Origin of the sequence: Tychonema sp. LEGE 07196, assembly GCF_963890365.1 — a bacterium.
Taxonomy (GTDB): Bacteria; Cyanobacteriota; Cyanobacteriia; order Cyanobacteriales; family Microcoleaceae; genus Microcoleus.
In genome coordinates, this window is record NZ_CAWPRX010000188.1 from 22,441 (window position 1) to 49,013 (window position 26,573).

14 protein-coding genes and 4 pseudogenes are annotated in these 26,573 nt (G+C 44.1%); 7 read left to right on the forward strand and 11 right to left on the reverse strand.

Annotated elements, in window-relative coordinates:
* Window positions 1-9: 9 nt before the first annotated feature.
* Window positions 10-285, forward strand: coding sequence for a hypothetical protein (locus AACV78_RS22235; RefSeq protein ID WP_228042393.1), 276 nt, complete (start codon window positions 10-12; stop codon window positions 283-285).
* A 363-nt stretch (window positions 286-648) separates the two neighbouring features.
* On the opposite strand, the gene AACV78_RS22240 is transcribed toward AACV78_RS22235, so the two are convergent.
* From AACV78_RS22240 to AACV78_RS22255, 4 genes are all read right to left on the reverse strand, one after another.
* Window positions 649-2,928 (reverse strand): PAS domain-containing protein, encoded by a 2,280-nt coding sequence (locus tag AACV78_RS22240; RefSeq protein WP_194009882.1) that lies wholly within the window; start codon window positions 2,926-2,928, stop codon window positions 649-651.
* A gap of 803 nt (window positions 2,929-3,731) precedes the next feature.
* Entirely contained in the window at window positions 3,732-6,344 is a 2,613-nt protein-coding gene (locus tag AACV78_RS22245) for a CHAT domain-containing protein (protein ID WP_194009881.1), read from the reverse strand.
* A gap of 471 nt (window positions 6,345-6,815) precedes the next feature.
* Complete coding sequence (galE, locus tag AACV78_RS22250; protein ID WP_194009880.1) at window positions 6,816-7,820, reverse strand: UDP-glucose 4-epimerase GalE; 1,005 nt, start codon at window positions 7,818-7,820, stop codon at window positions 6,816-6,818.
* A 106-nt stretch (window positions 7,821-7,926) separates the two neighbouring features.
* Window positions 7,927-8,130, reverse strand: coding sequence for a hypothetical protein (locus AACV78_RS22255; protein WP_194009879.1), 204 nt, complete (start codon window positions 8,128-8,130; stop codon window positions 7,927-7,929).
* A 350-nt stretch (window positions 8,131-8,480) separates the two neighbouring features.
* Here AACV78_RS22255 and gloB point away from each other — a divergent pair, with 350 nt between their 5' ends.
* The 4 genes from gloB to AACV78_RS22275 all read left to right on the forward strand — a co-directional run bounded on the left by gloB (window position 8,481) and on the right by AACV78_RS22275 (window position 19,859).
* Window positions 8,481-9,254: a hydroxyacylglutathione hydrolase gene (gene gloB / locus AACV78_RS22260; RefSeq protein WP_194009878.1), complete on the forward strand. Its 774-nt coding sequence runs from the start codon at window positions 8,481-8,483 to the stop codon at window positions 9,252-9,254.
* Between the two features lie 346 nt (window positions 9,255-9,600).
* Window positions 9,601-14,700 (forward strand): PAS domain-containing protein, encoded by a 5,100-nt coding sequence (locus tag AACV78_RS22265; protein ID WP_194009877.1) that lies wholly within the window; start codon window positions 9,601-9,603, stop codon window positions 14,698-14,700.
* Window positions 14,701-14,924: 224 nt separating this feature from the next.
* The gene (rplI, locus tag AACV78_RS22270) at window positions 14,925-15,383 is read left to right on the forward strand and encodes a 50S ribosomal protein L9 (RefSeq protein ID WP_194009876.1); all 459 of its coding nucleotides are present in this window, start codon (window positions 14,925-14,927) and stop codon (window positions 15,381-15,383) included.
* A gap of 378 nt (window positions 15,384-15,761) precedes the next feature.
* Window positions 15,762-19,859, forward strand: coding sequence for a replicative DNA helicase (locus AACV78_RS22275; RefSeq protein WP_194009875.1), 4,098 nt, complete (start codon window positions 15,762-15,764; stop codon window positions 19,857-19,859).
* Between the two features lie 267 nt (window positions 19,860-20,126).
* Here AACV78_RS22275 and AACV78_RS22280 read toward each other — a convergent pair.
* From AACV78_RS22280 to AACV78_RS22305, 6 genes and pseudogenes are all read right to left on the reverse strand, one after another.
* A pseudogene (locus tag AACV78_RS22280) lies at window positions 20,127-21,193 on the reverse strand (ISKra4 family transposase).
* 89 nt (window positions 21,194-21,282) lie between these two features.
* Window positions 21,283-21,558: pseudogene (locus AACV78_RS22285) on the reverse strand (aminotransferase class I/II-fold pyridoxal phosphate-dependent enzyme); the annotation flags it as partial.
* A 318-nt stretch (window positions 21,559-21,876) separates the two neighbouring features.
* Window positions 21,877-22,989 (reverse strand): annotated as a pseudogene (locus tag AACV78_RS22290) (IS630 family transposase).
* Window positions 22,990-23,030: 41 nt separating this feature from the next.
* Window positions 23,031-23,147 carry an IS66 family transposase gene (locus AACV78_RS22295; RefSeq protein WP_370528877.1) on the reverse strand — a complete coding sequence of 39 codons (117 nt, stop codon included), beginning with the start codon at window positions 23,145-23,147 and terminating at the stop codon, window positions 23,031-23,033.
* Window positions 23,144-23,527 (reverse strand): annotated as a pseudogene (locus AACV78_RS22300) (transposase); the annotation flags it as partial. The gene AACV78_RS22295 and the pseudogene AACV78_RS22300, both read right to left, overlap by 4 nt.
* Before the next feature lie 94 nt (window positions 23,528-23,621).
* The gene (locus AACV78_RS22305) at window positions 23,622-24,164 is read right to left on the reverse strand and encodes an HNH endonuclease (protein WP_339383762.1); all 543 of its coding nucleotides are present in this window, start codon (window positions 24,162-24,164) and stop codon (window positions 23,622-23,624) included.
* Between the two features lie 127 nt (window positions 24,165-24,291).
* Here AACV78_RS22305 and AACV78_RS22310 point away from each other — a divergent pair, with 127 nt between their 5' ends.
* Window positions 24,292-24,957, forward strand: a complete 666-nt coding sequence (locus tag AACV78_RS22310) for a hypothetical protein (protein ID WP_228042394.1) — start codon at window positions 24,292-24,294, stop codon at window positions 24,955-24,957.
* A gap of 202 nt (window positions 24,958-25,159) precedes the next feature.
* Window positions 25,160-25,981: an IS66 family transposase gene (locus AACV78_RS22315; RefSeq protein WP_228042395.1), complete on the forward strand. Its 822-nt coding sequence runs from the start codon at window positions 25,160-25,162 to the stop codon at window positions 25,979-25,981.
* 9 nt (window positions 25,982-25,990) lie between these two features.
* Here the strand turns inward: AACV78_RS22315 and AACV78_RS22320 are convergent.
* A partial coding sequence (locus AACV78_RS22320) for a group II intron maturase-specific domain-containing protein (RefSeq protein ID WP_339383763.1) occupies window positions 25,991-26,573 on the reverse strand: 583 nt, incomplete at its 5' end.

The window sequence follows — 26,573 nt, forward strand, 5'->3', positions numbered from 1 at the left end:
GTTTCTTTTATGGCTTCAATTGCAGGTCTGCTGTTGCTGGGCGATAAGCGTGAGTCGAAGCTGGCGGGCGATCGTGCTTTAAGCGAAGAAATGCTGATTGAGATGAGCTTTACTTACTGGATAGTGTACTGCATTTCTGTCTTCGGGCTGAAACTTCATTTACCAGAGGATAGCTGGTTATTGCTCAGTTTGAAGCTGACTACTGTTCTTTCTTACTTGTTGACTGCTTCTAGCATCCTCAGCCTGCCGCTGCAACGCATGGCTGTCAGACGAGTTGAAGATTGAAAACCACGGGTTATATCATTTCCGGTGACACTCCTCATGATGTTGACTGTTGACTGTTTACTGTCAACCGTCAACAGTGAACTCAAATTTACTATTCCGATGAAGAGAGTATTTGATATTAGTTATTGAGGATTTGAGTTTTTACCGATTGGATTTCAGAAGAAATGAAGTCCTTACTACTAACTTATTTGAGTGATATTATTGCTAGCTGTTAGTTGGATTTAAGAAGGTATGAAGTCCTCACTATAGCCTTTATTCAAAAAGTGAGGTATGCCCTATGCCCTATGCGGCATAGTACCTCATACCAGAGCACAGAAAGGCTATACTAACCTATTTTAGCGATATTATTCGCTGAGAACTTGTTTATTTGTTGGTGAGGTGAGGAAGGCTGACGTAACGCGCCCAAAAGGGATCGAGTAGATCGCCCTCGCCCTTGATATTATCTTTTTTCTCCTGCTTTCCTAGGGCTGCGGAAATCGCAGAAAATATTCTCAAACTACCAGTAATCAGGCCTTGGGGATTTCGCAGCGGTAAACTTGAGACACAGACATCGATTAATGAACCGTCTTTGCGCTGCCGCTGGCACTGCTTGGCAACTGGCGCTTTTCCTGCCAATTCTGACTGAAGCATAGCGCTAAAGTCGAGAATTTCATCGCTCGGGACGATCGGCAAAATCTTCCCCAAAACCTCAGATTCTTCCCAGCCCAAAATTTGCTCCGCCGCCGGATTCCACAGCGTCACTGAAGCCGACGCATCGACAGCAACAACCGCCACCGGCAAAGCTTCAATTAACCCTTCTAAAACTTGATTGGTTTCGCACAATTTAGCCTCTACTAACTTGTGTTCGGTGATGTCCTGACAAGCACCGTAAACACCTACAGCGCGATTCTCGGCTTCATCCCACACAACTTGCCGGCAATCCCACAGCCAGCGGATTTCACCGGATTTTGTGACAATTCGATATTCGCTCACTTCCTTGCTGCTGCAAGAGCGAGACTGCATTTGTTCCTGCAGCATTTCTCGATCTTCGGGATGGATGCAGTTGCATTCGGGCCAACCGGAATTTGCGATTTCTGATGCACTATAACCTGTAATCCGAGTAAAAGCTTCAGTCATCCACTCGCAGGCCCATGTTCGATCGGGCAATAGGTTAAAAGAATAGGCAAAATCGGAGGTAATTTCCGAGAGAATGCGATACCGGGATTCTGATTCCCGCAAAGCTGCTTCGGCTGTTTTAAGTTCGGTAATGTCTCTATTTGTAACGAGAACTGCTTCGATGCTACCCTCCGCATTTGCGATCGGGCTAAAAATGTAACTGCAATAATTCCTGCGCCCGGTGCGCGGATGAATAAACTCTGTTTCTATTGTTAAACTTTCTCCTGTGGCTAGTACATTTTTCCAGCAATTATTGTGGAGTTCGATCAGTTCGGGCGGCCAGCCAACTTCTGCTACTGATTTGCCTAAAATACAGGTTTTTGACAGCGGAGTTAACTCTAATCCGGCGCGATTGATATAAGTTAACCGCCCTGCGCGATCGAACATCAAAAGTCTGCCCGGTGTATTTGAGAGGACACTATTGAGCAGGTTGGTTTGCTGTAGGAGCTGAGAGTGGATTTTTTGCAGCGCATCTTCTTGGTTTTTGCGAGCCGTGATATTTTGAAAGAACACAGATAAACCTTCTTCCGACGGATAAGCCTCGATTTCCAACCAGATATTTGGCTGCTCGTAATACCATTCAAATTTAACAGCAACATTACGGGAGACGGCATTGTGAAGTTCCTTAAAAAAAATCGTCTTTGCGCTTTCGGGAAACTGCTCCCAAATATTTTTACCTAAAAGCTCTTGATGCTTTCTGTACCAGCAATCTTCTGCTTTCTGGTTGATGTAAGTAAACTGCCAATGGCGGTTGAGCGTATAAAAGCCCTCTGTGATGTTTTCTAAGATATTAACGATTTGCTGTTGCGATTTTTCTAACGCTGCTGCTGAGAGCTTCCGCTCTGTGATATCGCGAGAATTGATTACTATGCCGTTGATGCTGGAATCGTGCAGCAAATTGTTAGCAATGGTTTCTAAATATACCCAGTCACCGTTAGCGTGGCGTTTGCGATATTCTATGGGCGGTGCAATCCCCGGTTGTTTGAGCAAGTTGGCAAAATATTCCTGCCAAGCAGGGGCATCATCTGGGTGGATTAAATCATTATATAATTTACCGATTTTTTGTTCTGGTTTGTAGCCTAAAATCCGCTCTAGCGCCAGCGAAGTTTCGTCTCCTATCCGCCCGTCAGCTTCAATAATTGTGATTAAATCGGAAGAATTTGCGAGGAGAGTGTGCAATCTTACTTCGGCTTTTGTCAGCACCTGAGTCACTTTTTTATATTGCGTCTGACTTTCGTCTAACTGCTGCTCTAAATTTCTGATTCGAGCACCTTGTTGAGACACTTTAAGTTCTAAACTGTGGTTTATTTGTTCTGATTTATTTGGCTTTTCTTTTGTTGATAAAATTTGCTTAGGTTCGACTGACAATTCCTGCAAAGAGCGGGATAAATTGTTAATATTACTGGTAAAATTTTCTTTTTGTTCTAGAGGTAATGGATCGATATGTTGCTGCAATTCATTGAAATGCTTAAATACTTGTGTGTTCATTGTAGTAAGCGCTCAAATTTGCGACTATAAAGTTTTTTAATTTGTTTGTTTATTGTAACACTCGATTCATGTCAAGTGTCAAAAGTAATAAATTTTAAAGTTTAGCGGTATAGCTTGAATGGCGATGCTAGTTCCCTCTGGCGCAGTCGATCGCTAATTTGAGTAAGTTTAAAAAAATATTCAACTAAGTAATATCACTGAAAATAGTGGTATATTTTTTATTTTGAAATTAGTTGGTGATACTTAGTGCTGCCTAATTTGAATGAAAGTTCGATCGAGCTTTGAGTTTGTACCGACTTCGGGTAGGAGTTTAAACTTTGTGATTATCCACATCTCCTGCAAACCCTCACAGCAGTTATACCGCTAGGGAATCAATTTCCTAGCGGTATAGCGTCAGTCGGTTTTAACCCAATACGGTTTACTTAAGACGATCCCCCTAACCCCCCTTCTCAAGGGGAGTAGGGGGTGGGATAAAAATGCTCTCAAAGTCCCCCTACAACCAGGGGGATGCTGCAAGGGATCTGCGGGGGATAAATATGTTAAGTGAACCGTATTGGGTTTTAACCGATTAATACCGTTGAGAAAACAATATTGTTTCTAGTCGATCGCCATAAATAAGGTTCGTAGCGCAGACTTAAGGATCGAAAACTTAATAACTTAAAAACCTCCTACAGTCTTCTCTCCTGTAAGTTGCCAGATCGAAGGAAGCTCTTCCTCGCCTATCTGCATTACCAGGCATAGCCCGATGCCCGATGCTTTTAGGCCCGATGCTTGTAGGCCCAATGCCCGATTCCCATCTTAAATTATTGCCAATTCCCCACGAGTATAAAAGCAGCCCAGTAATAGGGATTTTTATATTCTTGGTTTTGCAACAAGGTTAATTGAGCGTTGCGGAGGGCTTCAGCTTTGCTGGTTTTAGAAGCAGCAAGCTGCCGATAAAACTCAGTCATAAAGATAGCAGTAGATTCGTCGTTGACTTGCCAAAGCGTGGCGACTGTGCTGCGGGCACCCGATCGAATTGCCGCCCCGGCCAAACCCAAAGCCGCACGATTGTCGCCGGAAGCTGTTTCGCAAGCACTCAACACTAAAAGCTCGATCGGCTGTTGGTTATCCCCAGTGCGCGATCGCAGCAGTCGATCGAACTCCTTGACATTCACCCGCTCGTCCCAAGTCACAATAAAAGTATCCGCCGCATTCGAGCTAAACTGACCGTGAGTTGCCAAATGGACGATCGGGTAAGACAAAGATTTAATTTTATCGCGCAACCGCCCGCTAACAAAATCTTCATTCAGCAGGTCAGTAGCGGGAATCTGAGCAGAAATTTCTTGAATTTCTCGTTTCACCCCCGGCAAAGCCGAGAAGCCTTGACGCGCTTCTGAGAGGGCAGCCGCGAGCACTCTTAACTTAACTTGGCTCAGAGGTTTGGGTGTCAGCAATTGCAGTCCCGGTGCCAAAGCAATACTGTACTTTTCTAGCAAAAACTTTTCGCCGTCGTGCAGCACCGCCATCGGCAGATTTCGCAAATAACCGTCGAGTACAAATACCAGAGTTTTAATTCCGCTGGCAGTCAAATCAGCCTCTGCGGGGCGAATTAACCAGTCGTAAACCTGTTGGACGGCGGGCAACCTGTCGCGGGGAAACGCAGCAGGCCGGATCGTATTTTTGGCTAGTCTGAACGCTGTTTCTAACTCGGCTTGAGACTTATTGGTAGTGTAGCGGCGCAGGGGTTTGCCGGGAATTGATAAAATTACCTCCAAACGATCGCTCAAAATAATTGGATAAATCACCGCCGCAGCAGGATCGATTTGCTCGATCGACTGTGGTTTAGCATCAGCGCAAGCATCCCGAAAAAAGTTATCCAATTCCGCCAACTGCAAAGATTCCACCGTTTGGCGCGCCAGTTTCAATTTAGCTTGACTCGGAGATTTCTCTGCCAAAAGCAGCCCGACTAATTCCCGATAAACCGGTTCGGCACTTTCCCGAAACGAAAATTGTACTTCGGGATTCACTGTCACCAAATCGCCCCGCAGAGAAGACAATACATTTACAGCTTGAGTATATTGAGCGATCGCCCCTTCTGTATTTCCCTGAGCTTTCCGAATCCGCCCGAGTTGCCACAATAATTGATAGGCAATATCGGGAGATTCAAACACTGGCGCCAAACTCAAAGCCTGATTTGTCAAACTTTCCGCCTGCTGGTGCTGCTGCTGCAATTCCGAAAGTTTGCCCCTAGCTGCCAGAATGTAAGCTTGTATGCGTTTGTCGCCCAAACTATTTGCCGGTACTGCTGAGCGTTCTAGCATTTTGTCAACATCGCTTAAGCTCAAAGTTTTTGCAGGCGACTGAGCTAATTTCATCAAGCTTTGAGCTAGGTTAATTTGAGCGTAAAGTCCCGCGCGGTTTGAAGCCAATTCAGCGGTTTGAGGTTCGATGGAACGCCACAAAACCTCTGCTTCCGACCAGTTTGTGCGATCGACCAACAGACTTAATTTGTTCAACTGCGCCTGAATTTGTAGAGGTTTTGCAACTGTGATTGCCGCCGAGCGATCGTAATATTCTAGAGCTGAGGCTTCCAACTCAGCCTGCTGTCGGGCGCTCAAACCCGGTTTATTGCTTCTAGCCCGCGCCGTATTCCCCAGATTGAGATAAATTGCCGCTTCATCTTGTTTTACACCTAATTTTTGGGCTGCAGCCAGTGCCTCTAATAGCAAATTTTGGGAGCTTTCCAGTTGTCCCAAAACCCGCAGCACCCGCCCTAAAGCGTTACTTGCCCGGACTGTATCTGCAGAAACAGGCTGATTTTTTAAACTTGCCAAACCTGCTGTCGAAACCTCGCAAGTTTGGTTTTCCATCATCAAGGAAGCTAACAGGATTTTGCAAGCTTTCGGGTAAAGTCCGAGAGTTTCCCAAGCCCGACTTAGATTGAGTTGAACTTGAGAAAGTTGGTTTTTGCGATCGATTTGCTCGAAAATTTTAGCGCTTAACTGCAAGTTATCGATCGCATTTTGAGTCTGTCCCCGTTCGAGCTGCAACTGTCCTTGAATGTTGAGAGTTTCAGCCAAAATCCGCTGCTGTTCGGCAGTTTTGGACTCGGCTCGCACCACCGACAAACTCGAATTCACAGCTTGTTCTGCTTGTTCCCAAAGTGCTAACTGCCCGTAGGTTGCAGCTAAATTGCTCAAGGCTGTGGCGAGAGGGAGATTTTCGCCTGTTTTCTCAAACTGTACCGCCGCTTGCTGCAACAGCGGTACAGCTTCGGAAAAACGTTTTTCTTCCCACAGAGTGCGAGCTTGTCGGACAAGCTGCCCTGCTGGCGGTGACTGAATCTGAGCAACTGCAGGAGGAATTGCAACGGATAGCAAACAGGAGATCAGAAATAACAGAATTGCTTTTCGGAGCGATCGGGCAAACTTCATATATATAATTCAAGCTGGGTAATTCCACCAGCACGCTGATGGGAGTTTTCTACACGTAAGTCATATCATCAAATATGGTTTGGATCATCCACTAGACATCTGGCACTAATTCACTTTCAATTATTGAATTATCTGCGTCAATCTGTGTGTATCCGCTTGACATCTGCGGTTAACCCATCAATCCAATATTTACGCAACTCAAGCCTACTCTTTCTTTTTCCTCTTATTAACGAGCTGGCGGCAGCATTTCCGGCTTACCAAAAAACATTTTCTTAACTCCGTGGAAGCTGTCGCCCTCGATTCTTTCGAGTTTACCTTGTATCTCGCGCCAGACTTTCTCTGGCCGTCAGCACCCTAAATAACCTGTTGTGCAAATAAAAATTGTAGATTTTGATGACAATCAAAAATTGTCAAATTCTCTCACCCTCTCCCCCTCAATTGCCATACACAATCTATATGAGCAACAGCTTACTAAGTAGTGGAGTGTCGTTTTTGATGCCACTGCCAAGCGTGAATTAAAATATCCTTAATGTCGGGATATTCTGGACACCAACCCAAAATTTTGATAGCTTTTTCGCTACTACCAACTAAGGCTGCTGGGTCTCCCGGACGGCGATCGCACTCAACCGCTTTAATCTCTTTTCCAGTCACTTCGCGAGCCGTTTGTATCACTTCTTTTACCGAAAATCCGCCGCCATTTCCCAAATTAAAGAAATCAGATTTGCCGTCATTTAACAAATATTCCAATCCTAAAATGTGAGCCGATGCCAAATCATTAACATGAATGTAATCGCGAATGCAACTACCGTCGGGAGTATCGTAATCTGTGCCAAAAATTGCGATCGAATCCCGCTTACCCAAAGCCGCCATCAACACCAACGGAATCAGGTGAGTTTCTGGATTGTGATCTTCTCCTAACAACCCGTTTGGATCTGCCCCAGCCGCGTTAAAATAGCGAAAACAAACTGATTTAAAATTGTACGCAACATCAAAATCGGACAAAATTCGTTCTACCATTAACTTAGTAGCGCCGTAGGGATTTATCGGATTTTGTGGGTGGTCTTCTGCGATCGGAATTTTATGCGGTACGCCGTAAGTCGCGCAGGTTGAAGAAAACACAAATTTTTTCACTCCCGCAGCGATCATTGCTTCTAAAAGTGTAATTGTGCCGATGACGTTGTTGCGGTAATATTTAGCTGGATCGGTAACAGATTCGCCCACGTAAGCATAGGCTGAAAAGTGCATTACTGCTGCAATTTCGTGAGTGGCGAACAGGTTGTCGAGCAAAGCGCGATCGTTCGTATCGCCCACTACCAATTTTACTTGCAAAACCCGGTCTACTAAATCTTGGTGTCCGTAAACTAAATTGTCCAAAATTATCACGTCGTAACCAGCTTTTTTTAGTGCTAATACTGCGTGAGAGCCAATATATCCAGCTCCGCCTGTTACCAAAATTGTTGGTTTTTGTGTACTCATTTTATTCTGCTTTGTTTTTTGTAGTTGGATAGTTGAGTGTATTATTTTAGGGTTGGTTAAGTCTGTTTTTTGGTCAACAGTTAACTGTTAACTGTTGACCAAAAAATTAATCGATAAACTTAAGGCGGCCAATTTGAATATAATCAAAGATGCGATTGATTTGGTGCCGGTCTTCTTCAGAAATTTTATCATCAGATAGGATAGTGGAAGTCAAAACTAAATGTTCGCGGCGAGCGATTTTGCCAGACGCTACAATCCGATCGACCATTTGAGAAATTGTCAAGTTCGATTTGTTGGGAGATGTTCGCATTTATTCGATCGCCTTTATGTCAGAATAGTTAAAGATGCTGGCAATTCTTAACTCAGAAATGATGCAAATCGATTTGTGGAACAGCAGAAATAATGTATCATATCATGTCCGCTCGATTACGATAACAAAAATGGTTCCTAATACGGACTAAAGTCTGCTGAATTTTACGGACTCGCATTCTGCACTACGAACCCGTCGCGCCTGCGGTTAATCGATCGGACACAATATCTAAGTTATACTCCCAAAGATAGATGCGCGGAGTCTATAATTATGAATGAAGCCTGCGTCAGAAGTGCGATCGCACTAAATTTGATTCTATAATATAATAATTTTTATTCAGAGGTAATTCTATGCAGGTCTATCGAATCCCGGTACTGTCCGACAATTACATTTTCTTGCTGCACGACCCCGATCGCCAGACAGCAGCAGTCGTCGATCCAGCCCTAGCAGAACCGGTCTTGCAGCAACTGAGCTCGCTCGGAGCCGAATTAACAGCAATTTTCAATACGCACCACCACAGCGACCACGTAGGCGGCAACCAGCAACTGATCGATCGCTTTCCCCAAATTAAAGTTTACGGCGGCGCACAAGATAGAGGCAGAATTCCCGGACAGCAAGTGTTTTTGCAAGGGGGCGATCGAGTAGAATTTGCCGGCAGAACCGCCGAAGTCTTCTTCGTACCAGGCCACACAAAAGCTCACATAGCCTACTATTTCCCCGCGCGCAACCAAGGCGAAACCGGCGAATTGTTCTGTGGGGACACTTTATTCGCTGGAGGCTGCGGCAGACTGTTTGAAGGCACTCCCGCTCAAATGCTAGCTTCTCTAGAACAATTGCGAAACTTGCCGGACAGTACCAGAGTTTGGTGCGCCCACGAATACACGCTGCAAAATTTGCAATTTGCCATCGGCGTAGATGGCGACAATCCCGATCTGCAGCAGCGCTTAGCCGAAGTGAAAGAAGCGCGCAGCCGATCGCAACCTACCATACCATCCTCGATCGGCACCGAGAAAAAGACCAACCCATTTTTGCGCTGGGATTTTCCCAACCTCCAACGGGCCGCCAACAGCCGCGAACCCGTCCAAACCTTCGCTCAATTGCGCCGCATGAAAGACCGATTTTGACAATAGCAACGTCAGCCTTACACACCTGCATCAGATCAAATGTTTGTAACGAGCCACAGCCGTTGATAATATGCAGCCACCAAGAAAACCGATCGGGCTGACTTCTCCTTTGAAACAGCCATAAAACTGCCTCTGGCCTTTGCTCTGTGGCGGCAACTGGTTAAGCTCAGGGACTGTGCTATACAATAAATTGTCGCGATATCAACATTCCAGCAGGACGATCGACATCCCTCTTAAGTTTGAATTGTAACCCTGTTTAAAGTAATACTTCCTCGGAATGATTTGCGTATAATCATTTAACGATCGCCATTGGCTTAGCCAAAACTCAAACCGTTGTTAGAAATCGATGAAAAATCTAGGCAGCAATACTGAACCCCAACAGCACATCGACCCCTGTGTTTCAACGCATTCTAACAACGCGCTTTACCCGGGCGCGCCTTTACCAACAGATATAGGCATGGTTTTGCAATTGGCAGACGGCAGCATTCAGGGGTGCAATGCTCGCGCCGAAAAACTGTTGGGGATGACAGCACAACAAATGCAGGGCAACTCTTCGCTCAACTGTCCGTGGCAGACTGTGCGTCAAGATGGCTCGGATTTTCCCGGCGAGATGCACCCGCCGATGGTGGCGCTTTCAACCGGACAGCCAAGCTCAAATGTGATTATGGGCTTTTATCAACCGCAGGGAGAATTGATTTGGTTGAATCTCAATTCTCAACCTTTATTTCAGGGAGATCTATCGACTCCCTACGCAGTAGTTACAACCTTCATCGAAATTGCTCAACCTCAACCGGCAGTAGTATCTGACACCCTTGCACCACAACTTTCAGACACCCTCGAAAGTATTTCCGACGGGTTCTTTGCTTTGGATAGAGACTGGCGATTTACCTACCTCAATTCTCAAGCGGCGCAGTGGCTGAATCGACTCCCGCAAGAGGTGATTGGTAACAGCGTTTGGGAAGAGTTTCCCGAATCTGTCGGCAGTTTGTTCGAGCAGGAATACCGGCGCTGCGCTGCCGATCGAGTTACGGTTAGTTTTGAATCTTTTTATGAGCCGCTCAATGCTTGGTATGCAGTAAGAGCTTATCCGATCGCCTCGGGAATTGCTGTTTATTTTCAAGATGTCACCCAGCAGAAAGCGGCGAGGGCTGCTTTTGTTAAACAAGCCCAAACAGCGCGGCAACAACTTGCAGAAATCGAGGCGATTTATGCTAGCGCTCCCATCGGACTTTGCTTTATCGATACCGACTTGCGATTTGTCCGCATTAACGATCGCCTAGCAGAAATTAACGGCATTCCAGCCGCCGCCCACATCGGCAAAACATTGCGCGAAATCTTGCCAGAAATGGCAGATAATTTAGAGCCGCTTTACAGACAAGTTATTCAAACTAAAATTCCGATCGCACAGCTCGAAGTTATCGGAAAAAACTCAGCACAGCCGGGTGTAGAACAGGCTTGGCTGTTGAGTCTCTATCCGCTAGTCCAGGACGAGATCGTACAGGGCGTGAATGTGACGGTGTACGAAATTACCCATCGCAAAGCTAGCAAAAAAGAAATTCAACGGCTCAACCAGGAACTAGAGGGACGAGTTAACGAACTGCAATCAATTCTTGATGCTGTACCTATTGGCATTACGATCGCCCGCGACCCAGAATGTAAAGTAATTCGCGCTAACAGATTTGGTGAGTTGATGCTCGCAGTAGCGCCGGATACCAATGTTTCTCCAACCGGAGAGCAAGCCGAAATCATGCTGTTCAGACACTTTAGCAATGGAGTAGAAATCCCGCCAGAAGAACTCCCAATGCAGCGGGCTGCAGCTTCGGGTGCCGAAGTGCGGGATGTGGAAATTCAAATGGTGCGATCGGACGGGATGGTATTAGATTGGTTGGTGAATGCGGTGCCGTTGTTTGACGCGGAGGGGGCAGTTCGCGGCTGTGTGGGAGCGTTTGTGGATATTAGCGATCGCAAACAAGCAGAAGAAGCTTTGCGCCGCTCCGAGGAACGCTACCGCACTTTGTTTGAGTCCCTAGACGAAGGCTTTTGCGTCATCGAAATGCTGTTTGACGAAAACGAAAAGCCGATCGATTACCGCTTTTTGGAAGTCAATCCCGCCTTCGAGAAACAAACTGGACTCGTAGAGGCTGTGGGGAAAACCGCGCGAGAACTCATTCCAGGGCTCGAAAATCATTGGTTTGAGATGTACGGTAAAGTCGCGCTCACAGGGGAACCAGTGCGCTTTGAGCAAGGCTCGGAAGTGATGAACCGCTGGTTTGAGGTTTCGGCGTTCCGCACTCCTGAGCCGCACAGCCGCAAAGTCGCCTTGCTTTTCAAAGAAATCACCGATCGCAAACAGGCGGAAAATCTTCTGCGCGAACACTACAGCAAGTTGCGGCTGTTTGTTAAACATTCGCCTGCGGGGGTGGCGATGTTTGACCGCCAGATGTGCTATATGCTGGTGAGCGATCGCTGGCTGGCTAATTATGGACTCGGTACTCAAAACATTATCGGCCGATCGCATTACGATATCTTGCCAGATTTACCCGATCGTTGGAAACAAATCCACCAGCGCTGTCTGGCGGGAGCAGTCGAAATCTGTCCAGAAGAACCGTTTCCCCGCGCTGATGGCTCGATGGACTGGGTGCGCTGGGAAATTCACCCGTGGCGCACCAACAGCGGTGAGATTGGCGGGATCATAATTTTTTCGGAAGTAATTACCGATCGCAAAAACGCTGAACTCGCCATCGCCGAGGCAAAACAGCAAGTCAGCAATATTATCGAAAGTATTACCGATGCCTTTATCGCCTTCGATTCGCAATGGCGCTATACCTACGTTAATGCCACTGCTGAAAAATTGCTGGCGCGATCGAGAAACGACTTGTTAGGTCGATCGATCTGGGAGATGTTCCCCGCCGAGAAAGAATCCAATTCTAGAGCATATCAAGAATTTCATCGAGTTGTTAACGAGCAAGTTTCTGTCAAGTTTGAAGAATTTTCGCCTTCACTTCAAGTGTATGTAGAAGTCAGCGCCTATCCAGCCGCAAACGGATTGACGGCTTATTGGAGCGATATTACCGATCGCAAACGTACAGAAGCAGAACTTCGACAAAAAAATGCGATTTTGAACGTGATTAACGAGTCAGTGCCCACACCAATTTTTGTCAAAGATCGAGAAGGACGGATTATTTATGCCAATCCAGCTACCCTAGAGGCGCTGGGAAAAACTGCTGGTGAAGTAATTGGCTGGCGCGATCGCGATTTATACCCAATAGCAGAACTCGGATCTGCCGTCACCGAAAACGATCGGCGCATCATGGAATCCGGCAAAACCGAAGTCGTCGAAGAATCTCCCGATGGCATTCGGACATTTCTGGGAACCAAAGCTCCCTACCGCAACGAAGCCGGAGAAGTCATCGGCTTGATCGGCATCTCCAACGAGATCACAAATCGCAAACGAGCAGAAGTCGAGCTGCAAGAACAAACAAAGTTATTGCAAGTAATTATTGACAGCATTGGTGACGGTTTAATTCTTGCCAACCAACAAGGAGAGTTTGTGCTGTTTAACCGAGCAGCCGCAGGAATATTCGGTGAGCTATCGAATGAAAAATCTTGGGAGGAATGGTCGAGCACCTACGGAGTATTTTTGCCAGACAAAAAAACCCTATTTCCCAACGATGAACTACCCCTGGTCAGAGCAATCAAAGGCGAATATGTCAATGATGTAGAAGTATTTATCGACCGCCAAGATGGCGAAAGTCGCTGGATCAGTATCAGCGGTTATCCGGTGGTTGATACTAGCAACGCAATCAAAGGTGGAGTGATTGTCTGTCGCGACATTACAGAACGCAAACAATCAGAAGCAGCGTTGCAAGAAAGCGAAGAACGATTCCGCAATATGGCTAACAACACTCCTTTTATGGTTTGGGTAACAGACTCCACAGGTTACTGCACTTTCCTCAGCGAAAGCTGGTATGAATTCACGGGTCAAACTCCAGAAACAGGTTTAGGATTTGGTTGGATAAATGCTTTGCATCCAGAAGACCGAGAACAGGCCAAAAACGCATTTTTGATGGCCAACGAACGCCAGGAACCTTACCGCATGGAATTTCGCGTGGGGCGCCCGGATGGCGGATATTCTTGGGCGCTGGATGCGGCGGCTCCCCGATTTACTGAAAGCGGACAATTTGAAGGTTTTATTGGCTCTGCGATCGACATGACAGAGGGCAAAAAAGTAGAAATCGAGCGCGATATGGTTCTGCAATTGGAACAAACTGCCCGCGCGGAAGCCGAGCGAGCTAATCGGATTAAAGACGAGTTTCTGGCGGTGCTTTCTCACGAGTTGCGATCTCCCCTAAATCCGATTTTAGGCTGGTCGCAACTGCTGCTAGCAGGGAAGCTGAGCGCGACTCAAACAGCCAAAGCGTTGGAGACAATCGAGCGCAACGCCAGACTGCAATCTCAATTAATCGAAGACTTGCTAGATGTATCTCGAATTCTGCAAGGGAAGCTCAGATTGACTGTGGCTCCGGTGAATGTGGAAATCATTATTTTGTCTGCTTTGGAAACGGTGCAATTAGCAGCCGAAGCTAAAAAAATTCAAATCGAAACAATCTTAAATCCCGATGTCGGACTCGTTCTCGGCGATACGAGTCGCTTGCAGCAAGTTGTGTGGAATTTGTTATCGAATGCGGTAAAATTTACGCCCGAAGGCGGTAGAGTTGAAGTTAGATTAGCGCAAGTCGGTCGCGAAGAAGTGGAAATTCAAGTTGCCGACACGGGTAAAGGTATTATTCCCGATTTCTTGCCCTATGTTTTCGAGCATTTCCGACAAGAAGACGGCGCGACTACTCGCAAATTTGGGGGTTTGGGATTGGGATTGGCGATCGTCCGCCAACTGATCGAACTGCACGGCGGGACGGTATTTGTAGAAAGCGCTGGAGAAGGTCAAGGAGCGACGTTTACGGTGAGATTACCGCTATTAAATGATGATTCTAGAGCGCAGCGGTTAGAAGCGGTCAATTCGTCTGGTAGTTGCGATATTTCATCTTTCCCGCTCTCGGGATTGAGAATTTTGGTGGTAGATGATGAGCTCGACTCGCGCGATTTTGTCGCCTTCGTCCTCGGCCAAGGGGGTGCAAAGGTGATTGCGCTGTCTTCTGCTGCTGAGGCGCTGCTGTCGATCGCCCAAACTGCACCGGATTTGCTCGTCAGCGACATCGGAATGCCGCAGATGGACGGATATATGCTGATCCGTCACATCCGCACTCAGCTTGCGCCAGAGTATCGAGATTTGGTGGCGATCGCCCTAACGGCCTATGCTGGAGAAGCGAACGAGCGCCAAATTTTGCAAGCCGGATTTGACCAACATTTATCTAAGCCCATCGATCCGAGTGAGTTATTGGCCGCTGTAGGGCGATTGATGAGCGATCGGGCAAAAGATCGATCGTAGGTTCGCAGTTAGGACTTCAGTCCTCTCCAATTCCTTCACCGCCTTCGCTTGAGACGGATGAACCCACCAAAAAGGATATCTCATCCTTATTCCCTCAACACCGAATCTATTAAATCCGTTACATCCGTTACAAAATCCGTTGCCGAACTTCCTTCTCCCTTGCGATCGTCCTTCAAACTTCGCTATTATAGAAAGTTGCAATTAAAACCCCACAAGCAACGATCATGGCCAAGCGCGTCCAATTAGTATTAAACAAAGATGTCAGCAAACTCGGCAAAGCTGGCGACGTAGTAGAAGTAGCCCCAGGCTACGCCCGCAACTACCTAGTACCCCAAGGAATGGGATTTAGAGCCACTCCGGGCATTCTCAAGCAAGCAGAGCGCCGCCGTGAAGAAGAAAGACTGCGCCAGTTAGAACTCAAGCAGCAAGCTGAAGTCCGCAAAACCGCCTTGGAAGCAGCCGGGCCTTTCATCATCTCCAAGCAAGTCGGCGAAGGAGACGCGATTTTTGGTACTGTCACCAACCAAGAAGTAGCAGAACTGATTTTCAACTCTACCAGTCAAGAAGTCGATCGGCGCGGCATCACCCTACCCGAAATTCGGGGCACTGGTACATACAAAGCTGAAATCAAGCTTCACGCGGAAGTTACCGCCGAAGTTAATATTCAAGTTGTCCCGATGTAATTAAAAGTTGTCAGTTGGCAGGAAAGTTGTTGGCAGTTGGCTATTATTTGTTATTTGTTATTTGTTATTTGTGGGTTCTAATTCCGAATCACCCATTGCTACTGACAACTAACAACTCACAATTCACAATTGTAGCAATCCTCCCATCAGTTGTACAAATATCTAACGGTAGTGCCTTCTTTGCCTACCCCCGATATTGAGGATATTCAGGATAGGGACAGCCACCCTTCGGGAACGCTTCGCGAACCCACGGGCGTGGGGAAATTGCCCCTACAATAAATTATACAATTCATTTAGGATTGCTATAAAAACTAACAACTGCTGCCAACCGACCACTGCTTTCCTAACAACTGCCAACTGACTGAGGACTATTGACTAATGAGCGATTTGATGCCGACAAATATAGAGGCAGAAGAAGCAATTTTAGGCGGGATTTTAATTGACCCGGAAGCGATTTCTAGAATTGCCGAACTTCTGCGACCGGAGTTTTTTGCCATCACCGCTCATCAAGTCATTTATCGATCGGCATTAGGGCTATTTTTGCAAGGCCAACCGACCGATTTAATGACGGTGACAACTTGGTTGACAGATCGCAACCAGTTAGAACAAGTCGGAGGACTCACTAAATTAGCACAATTAGTCGATCGCACAGTTTCAGCAGTCAACATCGACCAATATGCAGCCTTAGTTGAAGACAAATATCAGCGCCGCCGATTGATCGAAGCTGGCAACAACATAGTACAATTAGGTTACGAGACAGCAGCACCGCTAGAAACAGTATTAGACCGCGCCGAACAAGAAGTTTTTGGCATCACTCAAGACCGCCCGCAACAAGATTTAGTATCCATCGGCGAAACCCTAAACCAAACATTTCAAGACTTAGAAAATCGCAATGAAGGCCTCACGCTTCCCGGTATTCCCTGCGGTTTTTATGATTTAGATGCCATGACAGGCGGCTTTCAGCGATCGGATTTAATCATTGTTGCTGGGCGCCCGGCCATGGGGAAGTGCGAATCAGGCTCTACCGTAATACTAGAAAGTGATGGAAGTGTTTCTAGTATAGAACAAATATATCAAAAACGTCAAGCAGAATTACTAACATTAGGAAAAAATTGGCAATTTCACCTAACTAGACCATCAGCTTTTATAGATGATGGAATTAAGCCTGTATTTCGGGTAACAACAAGACTGGGACGTTTTATAGAAACTACAATTACACACCCATTTTTAACAATTAAGGGGTGGCGGGAGTTGGCCCAAATACAACCGGGCGATAAAATTGCTGTCCCCCGCAGGATGAATATTTTTGGTCGAGAAACCATCCGCGACTGTGAAGTTAAGCTATTGGCTTATCTCATTGGCGACGGGTGTTTGACGCTCAGCGCTCCACACTTCACCAATGGAAATACTGCTATACTGCAAGATTTTGCTGAAGCTGCTACTAGCTTTGGAGGTGTGAGGCTGCGATTCAACGATAAAGGGAGACGCGCACCAGAATATAGCGTCATGGGCGATCGAGAAAGCTGCACAGATAGTATAAAAAACTTTGGTTATAATTTAAAAATAATCCTGCTCAAACGAGATTTTGATGCTAAAAAGTTAGCCGTAGAATTGGAAGTTCCACCGCGATTAGTCCGGTCTTGGGTGGAAGGAATGGCATTTCCCAATCAAAAATTATTGAGTGGCATTTGTAGAGTTTTAAGAGTAGATCCAGAACACCTAGCCGATGAGGGAATGGATATTATTAATACAAGCCGTAAAAATCCCCTGAGACATTGGTTAGAAAAGTTAGGTTTGATGGGAAAAAATGCTCACCAGAAAACCGTACCAGACATAGTGTTTAGATTGCGACGATCGCAAGTTGCTCTTTTCCTCAACCGCCTTTTTTCAACTGACGGCTGGGCTACCCTACTTACCAGCGGTCAATCTCAACTAGGCTACTGTTCTGTCAGCGAAGGACTAGCCAGACAAGTACAGCATCTACTACTGAGATTTGGCATCATTGCCGCCCTCAAAAAGCGTTTGGTAAAATACAAAGATACTCGCAACCCAGCTTGGTTTATTGATATTACTGACGCAAAATCTATCAATATCTTTATATCAGAAATTGGAATTTTTGGCAAAGAGGCAGCATTATTAAAAGTAAAACAAGCATTAGAAAATAAAAAATCTCACAATAACCGTGATTTGATTCCAGTCGAGGCGTGGGAATATCTAGCCTTAGCAAAAGGTAACGAATCTTGGGCATCCTTAGCAAAACGCGCAGGCATCAAAGGTTATTCCAATATTCACGTTGGTCAACGTGCTCTGTCCAGAGAAAGATTTTTAGTTTTAGCAACGGCTTTAGATAATTTGTCGCTGAAGCAACTGGCAAATAGCGAGGTTTACTGGGATGAAATAGTTTCTATCGAACCGATGGGAAACAAGCAAGTCTACGACTTAACTATCCCGGACACACATAATTTTGTTGCTAATGATATCTGTGTTCACAATACTGCTTTCTGTACCAACATTGCCCACCACATCGCCACCGGACAGCAGAAATTGCCGGTGGCGGTTTTCAGCTTGGAAATGTCGAAAGAACAGCTAGTGCAGCGCATTCTTTCCAGTGAAGCCAAAATAGAAAGTAACAGGTTGCGATCGGGCAGAATCAGTCAAAACGAATGGGAACCAATCAGTACAGCCATTGGCAACTTATCAGAACTGCCATTGTTTATTGACGATACTCCCAATATTACCGTGATGGAGATTCGATCGAAAGTCCGCCGCCTCCAAGCGGAACAAGGCGGATCTCTCGGATTAATCTTGCTAGATTACCTGCAATTAATGGAAGGTAGCAGCGACAACCGCGTCCAAGAATTATCTCGAATTACTAGAAGCCTCAAAGGTTTAGCCCGCGAGCTCAACGTGCCGATTATTGCTTTGTCTCAGTTGAGTCGCAGTGTGGAAGCGAGGACAAATAAGCGGCCGATGATGTCTGATTTACGCGAAAGTGGCTGCTTAACAGGTGATAGTTTGGTAATGCTAGCAGATACTGGTGTGCGGGTACCAATTCGTGAATTAGTAGGAAAATCTGGCTTCACAGTTTGGGCGCTCAATGAAGCCACTATGCAGTTAGAAAAAGCCATTGTTAGCAATGCCTTTGCTACAGGTGTTAAGCCTGTACTACGACTGCAAACTCGTTTGGGACGGGCAATTAGAGCCACTGGTAATCATAAGTTCTTCACCATTCACGGCTGGCGACGATTGGATGAGTTAAAAATAGGCGATCGCATTGCCCTACCTAGATACGTATCAAGTTCCTTGATCCAATCGATGGACAATGCCGAAATAGCCTTGCTAGGACACATGATTGGAGACGGATGTACTCTACCTAGACACGTTATTCAATACACTACTAGAGAGGAAGATTTAGCCAATACTGTTGCAAACCTTGCCATAGAAGTCTTTGGAGAGCGAATCATACCTCGTATTTGTAAAGAACGTGATTGGTATCAAGTTGATCTTCCTCCCGCCTATCATCTGACACATAATGTGAGGAATCCTGTAACTGAATGGCTAGATGCTTTAGGTGTTTTTGGTCTGCGTTCTTACCAGAAGTTTGTCCCCAATCAAATATTTGAGCAGCCTCAAGAATCAATATCTTTATTTTTACGCCATCTTTGGTGTACTGATGGTTGCATAAAAACAGGCAGGGGTAAATGTCATTACCCTAGTGTTTACTATGCTTCCAGTAGTGAAAAATTGGCAAGAGATGTTCAGTCACTCTTACTCAGACTTGGTATCAATGCCCGCTTATTTTTAAGCCCTCAGCCAGGGAAAGGGCGAGATCAACATCAAGTTTGGGTAACAGGAAGACCTGATTTAGATAAGTTTATTCATTTGATTGGTGCAGTAGGTAACTACAAACAACAAGCTCTAATAGAAATTGCAGAATACATTGAAATTCGTTCTAGCAATACTAATAGAGATGTCATACCGCCTGATGTGTGGAAAATGTATGCTGTTCCGGCCATGCAGCAATTTGGTTTAACTACACGCCAGATGCAAGCACAGCTAGGAAACTTATATTGTGGTACAACCCTTTACAAACACAACCTTGGTGGGGAACGAGCATTCAGATTAGCTACAATTGTTAAATCTGATGAACTTGCGCTCTTATCTACAAGCGATATTTACTGGGATGAAGTCGCCTCAATAGAAGTTGATGGTGAAGCTGAGGTTTACGATTTAACAGTGCCTGCACTGCATAATTTTGTCGCTAATGACATCATAGTTCACAACTCGATCGAGCAGGACGCCGATTTAGTCATTATGCTGTACCGAGATGAATATTACAACCCTGATTCGCCCGATCGCGGAATTGCCGAAGTCATCATCACCAAACACCGAAACGGCCCCACAGGCATCATCAAACTCTTATTCGATGCCCAATTTACCTCATTCCGCAATCTAGCATCTCCAAAGCGCTCTTAAGAATGAAGAAGGAAGAATGAAGAATGAAGAAGGAAGAATGAAGAATGAAGAATGAAGAAGGAAGGTAATTGCTCAACTTGGGGAAAAAATGGATCCATCAATAGAGAGAGCTTTTTGAATATATTGATAAGCAGTTAAACCTTGACGCTTCCCAGTATTAACAACTGAACGAACAGCAGCAAACAAATCTCGCCCCCATGAAGAACGGAAGCCATTAGTCACGCGGCGAAATATCACGCTCGGGTGCATCTCACTTTGGCAAATACATCAAATTGAAAGTTGACCGTTGAGGTAAGCACAGCGAAGAGAAAGGATAGAGGGAACACTCTCAATATTCCATTGCGCTCCTGATATTTTGACCCTGAATCCAATTCGTTTAATAATTGATTCAACTGTTCCAGAACCAATCGAACTTATGGATTCTTCTTTATAGTATTGGTAGTTGACTATTCGACAACGATGGGTTTCTAAATAGTTACAAAATGTTTTAACTGCTTTTTTTTTCATTTCTTTAAATAGATTAATGACTTCATCTATTTTGCCTTGCCACAACATATTTTCTGCTAGCTTTAAACGTTTTAGTGAGCCTCCTATCTTGTAAAGATTTTCTTTTAGATGATACCAATCTAAAATTTCTTGTCTTTGTTCGACATCTCCGATTTCTTGAAATATCTTCCAAATTCCGGCATGACCATCTCCCAAACAATACATAGGATGTAGCAATTTTTGGCTGTTAGTCCAATCAATTAAATCTTGATTATTTTGAAATAATGCTCCCGAATAAACATTATCGAAACAAACGGCTTTATAGTCTTTCCAGTAACACCCTTCGCCTTTAGATTCGTTGCGTAGTCTGACTTTTCCGCCATCTAATGTAATTTCTTGGACTCCTTGTTTAGATATAGGTACTTCAAATTCTTGTCGCTTGACTAATCTATGTAATGTACTGTGAGAGATTTTGATACCAGTGAAAATCTCTAAATCTTTTTCTGCCATTTGATAAGATTCGTTGGCACTGATTAAAAGACAGCATTTTTCAATCAGTGGACTGAATTGACTCTAAGCTTTCAATCCAAAATATTTCGCCTGATTATCTGTAATTTCGAGCGAACCGACTATTGATTTTATTTTTCGGGGTTTTCCTGTTTCAATTCCTGATGCTGCTGAAAAAAAAAGCTACCTAGTTCTGGACCAACTTCTTCTAACATTTTTTGACGAAGAGATTTTTCGATACTGTCAAAACTTTTTAACTCGGTTGGATCTGTATTTTTGTAAAGAATTTCTGCGGCCGCTTTTAAGTAGGCTTTTAGCTGTTCTTGGTCTGAGGGTGTCATTTTCTTTACCTCATCTTTATTTGGCAATTTTACTAGCTTTTTCATTTTAACCCTTTTTGGGCATACTCGCCAAAGTGAGATGCACCCGATGCGATCGCCCTTACATAATTATCGCAGTAACCTCTACCAACTTGCAAGACTCCCAAGGCTGCATATTGAGAAATTACTGGCGGACAAATTAAGATAGTATCCTGAATCTTTCTCACAGAAACCAGCAAGTGTTCTGGGATTACCATATACCCGATGCGCCAACTCGCAAAACCGTAGGCCTTAGAAAGGCTAAACAGGGAAATTGTATCTTCGTTACTGTGGGGAAAAGCTGCGGGAGAACAGTGTTTAACGCCGTTATAGGTAAAATATTCGTAATCAGAAGTGTTGAATGATAGGAAAAAATTGATAAAGTTTGCCCACAAATGTATAATTGCAGAGTTATAAAATATTAATAATCAACTGAAATGCTATTTTCGTTCCTTCCCCAAAATTGTCAAACGGTATCTCGCCCATTTACCCAAAGATGATTATCCAGTTTTAGATAGCTTCACATTTGTCTCCTGCTGGCTAGGGTTTAGTTTTGACCAAAGTCTGTATACTATGCGTTACCTATTTTTTCGTTTAAACAGTCGAGATATTTCCCTAGATATATCAATTTTTCCCAAGGCTAATAAGCATAAGCTGTTACACATTTAAACTGTGATACAAGCATTACCCTTATTTTTGATTTTGCGCCCCCATTTAATTATTAATTGCCCTTCATTTAAGAGGCGGTGCAATAAATACTCTAGCTCTTCAATAGATGTAAAAAGTCGATTGGCAATATATTCTTTGGCCGAATGCCATACTAATTCAATCAAGTTATAGTCGGGGCTGTATTCGGGGAGGAATTCTAAATGAAGGTTAGGCATTTCTGTTTCAATTATTTTCAGGTACTCTTCTTTATCATGAAAACTAGCATTATCCAAAATAATCACTATTTTCGCTCCTTTCTCAGGAAATTCTGAGGCTTGATTACCTGCTGACACCCATTCATTGATTAGCTCTTCATAAAACAGTTTTAGCACTCGATAAAAATTCTATGAATTGCCTTATTTGAGGAACTATACCCACCTTTTTTTATCCGAATTTCTCACTGCTCCCATTACATTAACTCTGCCTTTTCTCCTGTATCCTCGGATCTTTTTTCAGCTGCTTTTTTTTACACCAGTTCTTTCCTCTGGTGACTCTTAAACTAAATCCACTCTCGTCCCAAAACCATACCTGTAAACGTTCGGGCGATTATTTTTCTATTTTTAAATATTCTGCTATCTTTATTTTAAACGCTGTTCTTTTTTCGGGATTTCTCTTGGACTCTAGGCTATACTTAGCCCAGATGTAAACATACTTTTTTTATTTAATATCCTCCGAACTTGTCCTCCACTTAATTTTATTCCGGTGGATTCCTCTAAGTATGTTGCGAATCTCTGCGCTGTCCATCGTCCAAAATCATATCCTAATTCTTGAGGGTCTTTTTCTATAGTTTCTAATAATATCTCTATATATTAAACTGTAGTTTTTTTGTGATTTTCCTTCATCTTTTCATCTATTAAACTTTCTAGATTGTCTGGGTCTCCCTTGAAACACCAATAAGATACTTTGTTGACGCGACAACCCAAAAAGTCAGCGATTTTAGATTGTGTTTTGCCGTCATTTAGCAATAATAAAATTAGAATTTTTTCTCTAATATTTGCCTTTTCTTCCTCTTTTAAGGCTTTTTGTAGTTTTTCTATTTGTTGGGAATTGAGATGGTTTTTAGCTGGCATTTTTGTATGGATTGACTAAACTCATTTTTTATTATACCTATTTAAAGGCACAACAGCTTAGTCACACGGCGAAATATTACACTCATCCGAATCGCCTGTTCGCTACTATTATTCGTGGGTGGAATTGTCGCATCTTCCAAAAATAGAAATATAGTCATTTCAAATAAGTATGAGACACTCTTTCTGCACAATAAGCACGAATAATTTCATCAACAGATGTCCCAGTAGACGCATACATTTTAGCTCTCTTTAATGCACTAAAATCATGCTCAATATCATTTAAGTCAGGAGAGTATTTTGGTAAAAATATTATCTGATGACCCGCATCCTCAACCAATATTCTAATGACCGTCTTACGATGAATGGGTGCATTATCCATAATTAATATAGATGGACTTGTTAACTCTGGTAACAAATATAAAGATAACCATCCTTCAAATCCTTCTGCATTCAAACTACCCATAAAGAGCATTGGTGCAATTAAGTCCTTCTTTCCTTTTCTTCTTGCTGCTACTAAATTTTCTCTTTTCCCCCGTTTATTAAACTCAACGAGACTGTCACCAGCCCCGTTGGTCTTCAAAACCGTGCGTGAAAATTTCTTTTCACACGGCTCCTCAATGTTTTGGTGCTTGTCACGCATACCTCATTACCCATTTGTCCGCGACTTTTTCAAGTCTTTTGGTGGGCTTAGGCTCGGCACTATTGCAGCCGGATTTGTTGCCAAGACTGCCATCTGAGGCGGTCTTTGTGTCGTGGCAATGTCTGTGTAGAAGTTCCCAGTTATCGTGAGAATCCTTTCCACCTTGCGATTTCGGGATTTTATGGTCAATTTCCATCACATCGTTTTCACGGAAAAACAATCCACAGTGGGCGCACTTCCCTTTTTGCCTTTTCAAGAGTTTTGATACCCTAATTGGCATTTCTGGGTTGTTGCCCATTCTTGTACTCCAATAAACCAGGTTCCCGTCAAATGGGGATAGTTTGCCTTTAACTTTTACATGACGCACTATTTTAATGCAGGCATGGTCAAGTAACCGAAGGGGGTTTTTCCCAACTTCAGTGGTTGCAAATACCCAGTTATCATCGCCTATGGAGTGCCAATATTTTTTTGACACCCATCCCTTTGATTTCTTTGGGTGGCGGAATTTTGCCCAAGAGACAAGCTTTTGATACACTAGGTCATCTAACTGAGCGTAGATTTCCTTGCTTATGACAGTCGAATAGTAGTATCCGCTCAATAAGTAGGGGTAGCAGAGCAAAAAAAAGTAAGCAGAGTACACAAAGTGTCATAAAATAGGAAACATGACGCCAAATATTTTTTCACAAGACAAGTCATCCTCAGATTTACTGCAAACCATCGACCCAAAAGGGATTGCAGACGAATCAATGCGTCAGACAGTAGAGATATTACTGAATCTAATAGAGCAATTACAATTAAAAGTCAAAGACTTGAAGTCAGAAAATCAACGGTTGAAAGATGAAAACAACCGATTGAAGGGAGAACAAGGAAAACCAGACATCAAAGCTAACTCCAAAGGATTCAAAAGTCAGCACTCATCAGAAAAAGAACGAAAAACGCCAAAAAAGCACAAAAAAGGCAGTAAGAACGCCACGATTAAAATAGATCGAGAAGAAATACTAGAATACCCCAAAGACCAACTGCCAGCAGATGCAAAATTCAAAGGATACGAACAAGTAATCATTCAAGATATCAGCTTGGCAACCGACAACATATTATTTCGCAAACAGAAATATTACTCACCCTCAGTTGGGAAAACTTATGTAGCAGAATTACCAAGGGGCTACGAAGGAGAATTTGGACCAGGAATAAAAGCCTTAATTATCAGTTTGTACTATGGGGGCAATATGACGATGCGGCAAACTACTAGAATTTTTAGCAGATTTAGGTATTTCCATTTCAGCAGGCTATTTATCCAACCTGTTAATCAAAAACCACTCCGGTTTTGAAACCGAGAAAAAATAAGTTTATGATTCAGGACTAGCGAGTAGTCCTTGGCAACACTTCGACCAAACAGGTGCGCGTGTAGGTGGAGTCAACCATACCACAAATATCATCTGCAACCCTTTATATACAGTATACTTTACAACAGCTAATAAAGATAGACTGACGGTACTCAAAGGATTACAGCCCGGACGAGAACTAGAATTTATGCTGAATCCACTCACATTCTCACTAATTCAGGACTTCAAAATCCCGATTAAATGGCAGAATGTTCTCAAGCTATTACCTCAAGAAACCCTGTTGAGTGAGTCACAGTTTAATCACCTACTCAATAAGTATGTACCCAAACTGGGTGTTCAACAACTGACCCGGATTAGGGAAGCAGCAGCAATTGCTTTCTATCATCAGCAAACTGATTACCCAGTCGTACAAACTCTTTGTTGTGATGATGCTCCCCAATTCAAGTTAATCACTACTGAGCGAGCGTTATGTTGGGTACACGAGGGAAGACATTACAAAAAATTAAGCCCAGTATTCGCTTGCCATCAAGTAATTTTAGGGAAATTTATCGAAGATTTTTGGGATTATTATCGGGAATTATTAGCTTATAAAGATGCTCCCAGTCCCGAAGCTGCAATGCTTTTAAGGTCTAAATTTCGGCGGCTTTTTGAAACTCCAAGCGGCTATGAATTGTTGGATGAACGCAAACAATTAACTGCGACAAAAGTATCGGATTTGCTCAGAGTTTTAGAGCATCCTGAATTACCTCTGCACAATAATCCGGCTGAGTTAGCTGCCAGAACTATGGTGCAGCGACGTAATATTAGCTATGCAACTCAAACGATTGAGGGTACTCAGGCTTGGGATACTTTTATGTCTCTTGTTGCTACTACTCGTCAGTTGGGAATCAGTTTTTTCGAGTATGTGCGTGACCGAATTTCTCAACTTGGAATTATTCCCTCTCTCTCCACTATTATTCGCGAAAAATCTTCTCTTCATCCCTTGGGTTTGTCTTGGCAATTAGAATAACTGCTACCCCTACTTATTGAGCCGATACGAATAGTAGTTAGCCCAACCCCTAATGATAGGGTTTAGTCGCTTAATTAGCGCCGCTTGCGGTGCTGACTTATGGGAGTCAATTACATCCGACAGACGGTCATAATGTGCCTTCACTTTTTCCTGACTTGGGGTAATGATGGTCTTAAAACCGAGTAATTCCCCTTTCGTATTTTTACCTGTATGGTGTTTCCCTTTGGGGAACTGACGTATATTAAATCCAAGGAAGTTGAATCCTGGCTTTTCCTCAACAAAAGTTGAAAGAGTGTGCGTCAGCCGAGTTTTACTGGGTTTTAATTCCAAGCCTATGCCCATTAACCATTCCGAGATTATTTCCCGGCATCTTTGAACAACGGTTATGTCTTCATGGAGAATCACGAAGTCATCGGCGTACCTGATTAAAGTAGCTCCTGGCTGATAGCCAGCGTATTGACCTTTCCTGGGGGGGTAACAACCAGCCTGAAACCCAGAGGTGGTGAGGATTGAGCCAATGTGTGCTAAAAAAAGATAGGCAGCATAATTGTTACACGCTTGCCTATCCAAAAAATAATGATACCAACATTTT